Source organism: Methylobacterium sp. CCH5-D2, assembly GCF_001556475.1.
In the GTDB taxonomy this organism is placed as follows: Bacteria; Pseudomonadota; Alphaproteobacteria; order Rhizobiales; family Beijerinckiaceae; genus Methylobacterium; species Methylobacterium hispanicum.
The window spans coordinates 1-5,708 of sequence record NZ_LSIX01000554.1 but is presented as its reverse complement, the minus strand read 5'-3'; the positions used below and the strand labels follow the sequence as shown (position 1 = coordinate 5,708).

At 73.7% G+C, this 5,708-nt stretch carries 7 protein-coding genes; 2 read left to right on the top strand and 5 right to left on the bottom strand.

Annotated elements, in window-relative coordinates; all coding sequences use genetic code 11:
- Positions 1-73: 73 nt before the first annotated feature.
- Positions 74-472: a hypothetical protein gene (locus tag AX737_RS14170; protein WP_066922327.1), complete on the top strand. Its 399-nt coding sequence runs from the start codon at positions 74-76 to the stop codon at positions 470-472.
- Positions 473-476: 4 nt separating this feature from the next.
- Here the strand turns inward: AX737_RS14170 and AX737_RS14165 are convergent, their stop codons facing one another.
- Positions 477-926: an Rrf2 family transcriptional regulator gene (locus AX737_RS14165; protein ID WP_066922325.1), complete on the bottom strand. Its 450-nt coding sequence runs from the start codon at positions 924-926 to the stop codon at positions 477-479.
- A 106-nt stretch (positions 927-1,032) separates the two neighbouring features.
- Between AX737_RS14165 and hmpA the strand changes: the two genes are divergently transcribed.
- Positions 1,033-2,262, top strand: coding sequence for an NO-inducible flavohemoprotein (hmpA, locus tag AX737_RS14160; RefSeq protein ID WP_066922323.1), 1,230 nt, complete (start codon positions 1,033-1,035; stop codon positions 2,260-2,262).
- 179 nt (positions 2,263-2,441) lie between these two features.
- Here hmpA and AX737_RS14155 read toward each other — a convergent pair whose 3' ends face one another.
- The 4 genes from AX737_RS14155 to AX737_RS14140 all read right to left on the bottom strand — a co-directional run.
- Entirely contained in the window at positions 2,442-3,317 is an 876-nt protein-coding gene (locus AX737_RS14155; protein WP_066922321.1) for an alpha/beta fold hydrolase, read from the bottom strand.
- Positions 3,318-4,349, bottom strand: a complete 1,032-nt coding sequence (locus tag AX737_RS14150; RefSeq protein ID WP_238229584.1) for an SDR family oxidoreductase — start codon at positions 4,347-4,349, stop codon at positions 3,318-3,320.
- Positions 4,346-4,855, bottom strand: a complete 510-nt coding sequence (locus AX737_RS14145; RefSeq protein WP_066922319.1) for a ferritin-like domain-containing protein — start codon at positions 4,853-4,855, stop codon at positions 4,346-4,348. Before AX737_RS14145 ends, AX737_RS14150 begins: the two co-directional genes overlap by 4 nt.
- Positions 4,856-4,965: 110 nt before the next feature.
- A partial coding sequence (locus AX737_RS14140; RefSeq protein WP_066922317.1) for an L-histidine N(alpha)-methyltransferase occupies positions 4,966-5,708 on the bottom strand: 743 nt, incomplete at its 5' end.

The window sequence follows — 5,708 nt, the reverse complement described above, 5'->3', positions numbered from 1 at the left end:
GGACACGATGCCGCCCGCGGCTTGCGGATGCCGAGGTGCTCGCCGAGAATCCGGCCGAACGGGGAGGATCACGATGAAGCGCGCCGCACTCGCCGTCACGCTGCTCGTCTTGAGCGCGGGTCTCGGCTTGCCCGCGACCGCCCGCGGCCAGACCGTCGAGGACGGCTCCGGAGCCCGGATCGGGCCCGCGGACACCCGCGCGGTGCTCGATCTGGTCGGGCGGAACCTGAACAGCCCGGAGGCGCGGGTCACCGAGCTGCGCCGGGCCGAGGGCGGGGCAATCTGCGGCTCGGTCGACGTCAGGAACCGGCAGGGGCTCTACGGAGGGCCGCGCGGCTTCGTGGCCGATCTCGCCGGGGCCTCCTTCGGCCGCGTGCCCGATGGCCCGGAGCTTCTGAGCCCCGCCCGGGGCGAGGACCGGGAGGCCATGGAGCGGGTGCGACAGCTCTATTTCCGGCTCTGCCTCGATTAGCGGATCACACCGGCTCCGGCGGTGCCAATCCCAGCATCAGTGCGACCGCCGCCCCGTCGCCGCCCCCCAGGAGGTCGGCCAGGGTGTAGCCGTCGAGCACGGCGAGGAAGGCGGCCAGCGCCTCGCCCAGCGCCCGCCGCAGCCGGCAGGACGGCGTGATCGCGCAGGCGCCGCCCGCGAAGCACGCGACCAGCGCCAGATCCTCCTCGGTCTGCCGCACCACCGCGCCGACCACGATCTCGGCGGGGTCGAGCGCCAGCCTCAGGCCCCCGCCCCGGCCCCGGATCGTGCGGACCAGCCCGAGCCGGCCGAGCTGGTGCACCACCTTGGTCAGGTGGTTCTCCGAGATGCCGTAGGCGCGCGCGATCTCGCCGATCGAGCTCTGCCGCGGCTCGTTCAGCCCGAGATAGATCAGGGTGCGCAGGGCGTAGTCGGTGTAGCGGGTCAGGCGCATGCGGGGATCCGGACGCCGAAAAGATACATCATCGGTACACCTTTGTCTTGCACGCCCCTGACGCGGTCCTTAAAGATGCATCGTCGATGCACCTTCTGAGGCGACCATGCCCGAGCCCCTCGAACCCGCCACCGTCGCGCTGATCAAGGCCACCGTGCCGGCCCTGGAGGCCCACGGCCTCGCCATCACCCGCCGCATGTACGAGCGCCTGTTCGAGAATCCCGAGATCCGCGACCTGTTCAACCAGTCGCATCACGGCGAGACCGGCTCGCAGCCGAAGGCGCTCGCCCAGGCCGTGCTGGCCTACGCGCGCCACATCGACGACCTCGGCGTACTGGGTGGAGCGGTCGAGCGCATCGCCCAGAAGCACGTCGCGCTCAACATCCTGCCCGAGCACTATCCGCACGTCGCCGACGCGCTGCTGGCGGCGATCCGCGACGTGCTGGGCGAGGCGGCGACGCCCGAGATCTGCGCCGCCTGGGGCGAGGCCTACTGGTGCCTGGCCGAGATCCTGATCGGGCGCGAGGCGGCACTCTACCGGGCGCACGCGGCGGCGCCTGGCGGCTGGACCGGCTGGCGGGCCTTCCGGGTGGAATCCGTGCGCGACGAGAGCGCGGAGGTGCGCTCGTTCTGGCTGGTGCCGGCGGATGGCGGGCCGGTGATGCCGCACCGGCCGGGGCAGTATCTGGGCTTCCGCGTCGCGCTGCCGGGCGGGCCCACCCTGACGCGCAACTACTCGATCTCCTGCGCGCCGAACGCGCGGGCCTACCGGATCAGCGTGAAGCGCGAGCGTCGGACGGGCCTGCCGGAGGGCATCGTCTCGAACTGGCTGCATGCCGAGGCGGGGACCGGCACGGTGCTGGCGGTGGCAGCGCCCGCGGGCGAGTTCGTGCTGGAGGGCGAGGGCCCGGTGGTGCTGGCGAGCGGCGGCGTCGGCCTGACCCCGCTGCTGAGCATGGCCGAGACGCTGGCCGCGGAGACCCCCGCGCGCCCGGTCCTCTGGGCGCACGGCACCCGGGACCGCGGCAGCCACGCCTTCGCGGCGGAGCTGCGGGCCCTGGTCGAGCGGGCGCCGGGCCTCACGCTCGCGACCTTCTACGAGGGTCTGGCGGCTGATGCGCCGCTCGGGGCCGACGAGCACCGGGGGCTGATCACGGCCGGCTGGCTCGCCGAGGCCGCGCCCGCGGGGGCGACCTTCTACCTGTGCGGGCCGAAGCCCTTCCTGGCGGCCCTGACGCACGGACTCGCCGCCCGCGGCGTCCCGGCGGAGCGGATCCGCTACGAGTTCTTCGGCCCGGCCGACGATTTGGAGACGCCCGCGTTGGAAGCGGCGTGAAGTCCCGGTTTCGAAAGGCCCGAGGCCTTTCGCGGGTGCAGGGTGGAACCCTGCATTCGGCTTCTCCGACCCGGCTTTGCCGGGTCGGAGAAGCCGATCCCGGGGCTGCGCGCCCCGGACCCCGCCTGCAGCGCCTTGAGGCGCCGAAAGGGCCTCGGGCCCTTTGGGATCCCAGGACCCTATGCGGCGATCGCCAGCGCCGCCTCTACCACCGCGTCCTGTCGGAAATGGTGGAGCATGTGGCCCTCGCCCCGCAGCCAGTGCAGGCGCGCGCCCGGGATCAGCAGGGCGGCGCCGCGCCCGTGCAGCGTCTGGTTGGTGACGATGTCGCCGCTGCCCGACAGGATGTGGACCGGCGCCCGGCAGAGCGGGTAGAGCGCCGCGCTGCGGGCGAGGTCGGTCCAGAGCAGGTTGGCGTTCTCGCCGTCCGCGACCAGCCGGTCCGGCCGGCCCGCGAGGGCGAATGGGAAGCGACGCGCGAAGGTCTCCGGCATGGCGCGGGGCAGGAACAGGGCCCGCCAGAGCAGCGGCAGCAGCACCGCGTCCGCCGGGGCGAGCGCCCGCGAGAGCGGCGGTCCGACGACGGGCACCGCGCGCGGCCCGAACAGCACCTGCTCCAGCCTGGGCTCCGGGAAGGCGATCGGCGCGATCGCCACGACGCCGCGGATCCGCTCGGGCGCTGCGAGCCCGCAGGCGAGCGCCACCGCCCCGCCGAAGGAGTGCCCGGCCACGACCGGGCGCTCCAGCGAGAGCGCGTCGGCGACGGCCAGAACGAGGTCGGCCTGCCGCCAGAGCGAGGCGTCCGCGGGCCGGCCGTGCCCGCTCTCGCCGTGGCCGGGCCGGTCGATCGCCACGACCCGGAAGTGCCGGGCGAGCGCGGCCATCGGCCCGAGCCACATGTCGTCGAGCGTCACCAGGGCGCCGTGCACGAGGATCAGCGGCGGCCCGGCGCCGGCCTCCGCGTAGGCGATGCGCGGGAAGCCCGGCAGGTCGAGGAAGCGGCGCGGGGCGGGAGCGCCGAATGGGTCGGGCGCCGGCGCGGGATCGGCCGCCATTCAGCGCCGCCGCCGCGGACGGGCCCCCAGCAGTGTCGCGGCGCCGAGCGCGAGCCCCGCCGCCGCGAGCCCGGTGAGTGCCAGCGGGTGCAGGCTCGCCCGGGTGTAGGCGCTGGAGTTCAGCACCAGAGCCCCTTGCCCGCCGCGCACCTCCCCGGCCCGGACGGGCGCGTGCAGGGCGCCTTCCGGATGCTCCGGCGGCCGCGATCGCTTCTGGAAGGCGGTGATCGCGGGGGCGAGGTAGTCGAAGGCGCCGGGTGCGAACTCCTTGGTGGCGGCCATCAGCTTGGCGGCGCCGCCGATATAGATGTCCCGCTGCGGATGCACGGCCGCGTGCAGGATGGCGCGGGCCACCACCTCCGGCGCGTAGACCGGTGGCGGCAGGGTCGGCTCGCGCTCCATGTAGTTGCGGGCGCGCTGGGGCAGGGGGGTGTCGACCGAGGCCGGCTTCACCAGGGTGACGGAGATTGGCAGCCCCTCCTGCAGCAGTTCCATGCGCAGCGCGTCGGTGAAGCCCTTCACCGCATGCTTGCTCGCCACGTACATGCCCTGGAACGGGAAGGGCAGGTCGGAGGCGACGCTGCCGAGATTGATCAGCCCGCCCCCGCCGCGGCTGCGGAAATGATCGACGGCGACCAGCGAGCCCAGCACCGTGCCCCAGAGGTTGGTCCGGAGCAGGCGCTCGTGGTCGGCGTCGCTGACCGCGCCCAGCGGCCCGTAGATCGTCAGCCCCGCGACGTTGACCCAGGTGTCGAAGCCGCCGAAGGCCTCGACCGCGCGGGCCGCGATCCGCTCCACATCCTCCCGCACGCCGACATCGGCCGGCACGTCGATCGCCTGTCCCCCGGCGGCCTCGATCCCGGCGCGGATCTCGGCGAGCGCGTCGGCGCTGCGGGCGGCGAGCACCACCCGCGCGCCCCGCGCCGCCGCCATCCGGGCGGTGGCGAGCCCGATGCCGCTCGACGCGCCGGTGACGACGACGACCTGCCGCGCCAGCGGCGGCCGCCGCGTGGTCCCCCCGAGCACGCTCACCGGTCGGCCTTCTCGCCCGCAGTGGTCAGCTCGATGTAGCGCAGCGTCGTCGGCTGGATCAGCTCGTTCACCCGCTGGGCCATCGCCTGCTCCTCGCGCAGCGATTGCTGGAAGCCGGCGTTGTGCGCGCCCTGGCCGGCGGCGTCCGCGATGGTGAGGAGCGAGGTGTAGGCCGCGATCTCGAAGTTCTCGAAGGCGTGGTTGGCGTAGGTGTTCTTCAGGATCTCGTCCTGGGCCGGGGTGTGGCCGAGCGCCATCATGTTGCCGACGAAGCCGAGGATGCCCTCCTTGATGGTGGAGGGGCTCTCCGACAGGCTGCCCAGCGCCTCCTCCAGCCGCTGGCGCTGGCCGTGGGTCTCCTCGACGTGGCGGCGCAGCGCGTCGGCCATCTCGGGGTAGCGCTCCAGCCGCTCGATCTGCCGCTCCATGATCTGAAGCGCCTGCATCTCCAGGGCGTGGGTGTTCTTGAGCGCGGTGATGTAGATCGCGCGGGTGTCGAGAGCCATCGCTGGTGTCTCCTCGGGGTGGCGTGCCGGGACCGGCACGAAGGGGTCGTCCGGAAGTCAGCGCTTCGCGGTGCGGCCAAGTTTCCGAAGCGATGCACGCAAGGGTTGCGTCATTCGGTCCGCAGCAGGTGCAGGCTGAACAGCCCGTCCGGGTCGAGCCAGACGCGCTCCGGCCGCCAGCCGGCCCGTTCGGCGAGCGCCCGGAAGGCGTCGGGCGGGTATTTGTGCGAGGTGTCGGTGCGGACGCTCTCGCCGTCCGCGAAGACGAATGCGTCCTCGTCCAGCCGGATCGTCTGCGCACCCCGGGCGACGAGGCGCGCCTCGACCCGGAACGGCTCGGGCTCGACCCGCACCGCGTGGGCGAAGCCCTCCGGGTCGAGATCCGCGCCGAGTTCGCGCCGCATCCGCACCAGGATGTTGCGGTGGAACGCGGCCATCAGGTCGCCGCCGTAGCTCCGGTAGAGCCGGGCCTCGTCCCGGGTCGGGTCGACTCCGACGAGGAGGCGCGAGGGCCCGAGCGTGTCGCGGATGCGGGCGAGCAGACCCTGCGCTGCATCGGGCGCGAAGTTGCCGATGCTGGTGCCGGGAAAGAAGCCCAGCACCGGCCCGTCGTCGAGCCTGACGGGCAGGCGCACCGGGCCGCCGTAATCGGCGCAGACCGGCGTCATCGCGACCGCGGGATAGTCCGGTGCCAGCCGGGCGACCGAGGCCGCGAGGTAGTCGCGGGAGATGTCGAGGGCGAGGTAGCGGGCCGGCCGGTCGAGGGCGTCGAGCAGGGTGCGCACCTTGCGGCTCGCCCCGCTGCCGTACTCGACCACGCTGGCGCGGGGACCGACGAGCCCGGCGACCTCAA

Excerpts from the sequence above, each read along its gene's own strand:
- AX737_RS14145 (WP_066922319.1), bottom strand. The coding sequence starts at position 4,855 with ATGGCTCTCGACACCCGCGCGATCTACATCACCGCGCTCAAGAACACC.
- AX737_RS14165 (WP_066922325.1), bottom strand. The coding sequence starts at position 926 with ATGCGCCTGACCCGCTACACCGACTACGCCCTGCGCACCCTGATCTAT.
- AX737_RS14170 (WP_066922327.1), top strand. The coding sequence starts at position 74 with ATGAAGCGCGCCGCACTCGCCGTCACGCTGCTCGTCTTGAGCGCGGGT.
- hmpA (WP_066922323.1), top strand. The coding sequence starts at position 1,033 with ATGCCCGAGCCCCTCGAACCCGCCACCGTCGCGCTGATCAAGGCCACC.
- AX737_RS14155 (WP_066922321.1), bottom strand. The coding sequence starts at position 3,317 with ATGGCGGCCGATCCCGCGCCGGCGCCCGACCCATTCGGCGCTCCCGCC.